We start from the raw sequence: 2,159 nt of genomic DNA, 5'->3' as shown, positions 1-2,159 counted from the left end.
CCGCGCGTGATCATTTCTTATGACGTATCAGGCAGCGGGCCCGCCGTGGTGCTGCTGCACTCCTCGGTGTGCGACCGGCGGATGTGGGACGCGCAGTGGCAGCCGCTGGTCGACGCGGGGTACCGGGTGGTCCGGTGCGACTTCCGGGGCTTCGGCGACTCGCCGCTCGCGGACGGTCCGTACAGCGACGCCGGGGACGTGCTGGCGCTGCTCGACCACCTGGGCATCGAGTCGGCGGCGTTCATCGGCGCCTCGTACGGCGGGCGGATCGCCCTGACGGCGGCGGCGCTGCACCCGGAGACCGTCACCGCGCTGGCCCTGCTGTGTCCGGGCATGCCCGGACACCGGCCGAGCGAGTCGCTCCAGGCCTGGGGTGCGCGCGAGGACGCGCTGCTGGAGGCCGGGGACGTCGCGGCGGCCGTCGAGCTGAACGTCGAGACCTGGCTGGGCCCGGAGGCGGGGGAGCAGGCCCGGGAGTCCGTCCGGCTGTGGCAGCGGCACGCCTTCGAGGTGCAGGCCGAGGCGACGGTCGGGTCGGACCGCGAGGAGGTCGACCTCGCCCGGATCACGGCGCCCACCCTGGTCGTCGGCGCCGCGTACGACGTGCCGGACTTCCGCGAGATCGCGGCCGGCCTGCCCGCTCGCGTTCCCGACGCCCGCCATGTCGAGCTGCCCTGGGCCGGCCACCTGCCGAACCTGGAGCGCCCGGCGGAGATCACGGAGCTGCTGCTCTCGTTCCTGCGGGAGCGGCGGTCGTAGCGGCGGCCCTGACGGAGCTGCGCGGAGCAGGAAGTCGGCCGGTCCGACTTCCTGCTCCGCGCACCGCTTCAGCGGGAGGGCGCCAGGATGCGGCGCAGGGCGGTCGGGGTGTGGCCGAGGTGCTGGCGCAGGGTGCGGGTGAGGTGGGCCTGGTCGGCGTAGCCGAGGTCGGCGGCGAGGGTGCTGAGGCTGGTCTCGCCCGCGGTCAGGCGGTCGAGGGCGTGGGCGATCCGGACACGGTGGCGGAACCGGGTGACGGTGACGCCGAGTTCGCGCGGGAAGGCGCGACTCAGGCGGTACGGGGAGACGCCGAGCAGTTCGGCGAGGGAGAGCAGGGTGGCCGAGGCGGGGTGGCCCTCGGCGATCGCCTCGCGGGCCGCCGCGACCAGGGCCCGGTCGTCCCCCGTGGAGGTGGCGGGCGTCGGCCCGGGGGCGGTCCGGGCGACGGCCCGCGCCAGCAGGCCCAGCAGCTCCTCGGTGAGGGTGTAGTCGGCGTCCCCGGAGCGGGCGGCCGCGAGCAGTCGGCGGTGGGCGAGGTCCAGCGGGGGGTCCACGTAGAGCGTTCGCGGGGCCGTACGGCGGGGGTCGTCCCCGGCGAGTGAGCGCCACAGCGCGGGCGACACGCTGATCGCCGTGCACCGGTCGCCGCCGCTGGGGTGGGCGAAGCTCTCCTCCTCGCCGGGTGCGCCGAGGTAGGCGAGCGTCGGGTCGAGGTCCGCGACCACCCCGCCGGCGCGGCGGCGGAAGCGGCCGCCGCGCACCAGCACCACCCGGTGGCCGCCGTGGACCTCGGGCGGTGACCAGCGGGTGTGGTCGCTGCGGCAGGCCACCGCGCTGAGGTCGAAGTCGGGCCGGGAGACGAGGGTTTCGGCGGAGAGCACGCCCGTACGGTACGGGGCGGGTCCGACAGTCCGGCCGCCCGGAAGCCCGGAAGCTCGCAAGGATGTTCAAGACCGGTGCGCGGAGGCTCCGGCAGGGTGATCACCGACGGCGCTTTTGCGCATCGCCCTTGATGTCCCTCGATCGACAGGAGCCTCCCCATGCCCGTGCTCGACCAGCTCACCACCGTGGTCGTCGACTGCGCCGACCCGGTCGCCCTCGCCGAGTTCTACCGGCGGGCCACCGGCTGGGAACTCGTCGGCAGCGACGAGGAGTTCGCCGCGTTGGCTGCCCCCGGCGGCGGCCCCGGCCTGGCCTTCGCCCGGGTCGACGGCCACCGGGCCCCGCAGTGGCCCGAGGGCGCCAAGCGGGTGCACTTCGACTTCACCGTCCCGGACCTGGCCGGTGCGGTCGAGGAGCTGCTCACCCTCGGCGCCACCCGCCCCGAGCACCAGCCCGGCGAGGGCCAGTGGGTCGTCCTGCTCGACCCGCAGGGCCACCCGTTCTGCCTGGCCGAAGCA

3 protein-coding genes are annotated in these 2,159 nt (G+C 75.5%); 2 read left to right on the top strand and 1 reads right to left on the bottom strand.

From position 1 onward, the window contains the following. Positions 1-6 precede the first annotated feature (6 nt). Positions 7-759: an alpha/beta fold hydrolase gene (locus tag J0670_RS36465; RefSeq protein WP_207817049.1), complete on the top strand. Its 753-nt coding sequence runs from the start codon at positions 7-9 to the stop codon at positions 757-759. A 68-nt stretch (positions 760-827) separates the two neighbouring features. Here the strand turns inward: J0670_RS36465 and J0670_RS36460 are convergent, their stop codons facing one another. Next, on the bottom strand, positions 828-1,640 hold the full coding sequence (locus J0670_RS36460) for a helix-turn-helix transcriptional regulator (protein WP_207817047.1): 813 nt from the start codon (positions 1,638-1,640) through the stop codon (positions 828-830). Positions 1,641-1,799: 159 nt separating this feature from the next. Between J0670_RS36460 and J0670_RS36455 the strand changes: the two genes are divergently transcribed. Next, the coding region (locus J0670_RS36455; RefSeq protein ID WP_207817045.1) for a VOC family protein at positions 1,800-2,159 on the top strand (360 nt) is incomplete at its 3' end.

It is taken from the genome of Streptomyces sp. FH025, assembly GCF_017427025.1.
Classification (GTDB): Bacteria; Actinomycetota; Actinomycetes; order Streptomycetales; family Streptomycetaceae; genus Kitasatospora.
Note: the sequence above shows the minus strand (reverse complement) of the source record. Positions and strands in the feature narration are given on the sequence as shown.